We start from the raw sequence: 952 nt of genomic DNA on the forward strand, positions 1-952 counted from the left end.
TACTACTTGACGACGAATCATGTGGTACACCTGAGCTGGCGTTGACGGTACAACGACCTGCATGTTTTGCTCAGCACACAATTGAAGGTAACGCTCTAGACGAGCAGATGAGTGCTCCGGACCTTGGCCTTCGTAACCATGAGGCAGAAGCATCGTCAGGCCGCACAAACGTCCCCACTTTTGCTCACCAGACGAAATGAATTGGTCAATAACCACTTGTGCGCCGTTAGCGAAGTCACCAAACTGCGCTTCCCAAATGGTTAAACCGCCAGGTTCAGCTGTTGCATAACCGTACTCAAATGCAAGAACAGCTTCTTCCGACAACACAGAGTCAAAAACTTGGAAAGGCCCCTGCTTGTCATGGATATTCGCTAGCGGGATGTAAGTGCTTGCATCTGATTGGTTGTGAAGAACTGAGTGACGATGGAAGAAAGTACCACGACCTGAGTCCTGACCAGAAATACGGATACGCTTACCATCGTCTACCAATGTCGCGTAAGCTAATGTTTCAGCCATACCCCAGTCAATAGCCTTCTCACCTGTCATCATTGCTAAGCGATCGTTGTACAGCTTGTTTACTCGGCTTTGCAGCTTGTGGCTTTCCGGGTACTGACATAAACGATTACCTAGTTCGACAAGGCGTTGCTTATCGTAGGTCGCCTCCCATTGCATATCCCACTCGTGTCCCAAGTAAGGAGACCAGTCTACAGAATGCAATGCCATAGGACGCCACTCTTTCACCACTACTTCACCGCGGTCAAGTGCATCACGATACTCGTTCACCAACTGCGTTGCAGTTTCAATATCCGACTCATTCTTATCAATCAGAACATCGGCGTACAGTTTACGAGGAGTTGGGTGCTTTTTGATTTTTTGGTACATCAACGGCTGAGTCGCATTCGGTTCATCCGCTTCGTTGTGACCATGACGACGGTAACAGACCAAATCAATC

General features: G+C 48.5%; 1 protein-coding gene. It reads right to left on the reverse strand.

What is annotated here, in order from left to right; genetic code table 11:
• A partial coding sequence (locus tag R8O11_RS25680; RefSeq protein WP_318194670.1) for a thiamine pyrophosphate-dependent enzyme occupies nt 1–952 on the reverse strand: 952 nt, incomplete at both ends.

This window comes from Vibrio sp. 1288, assembly GCF_033344475.1.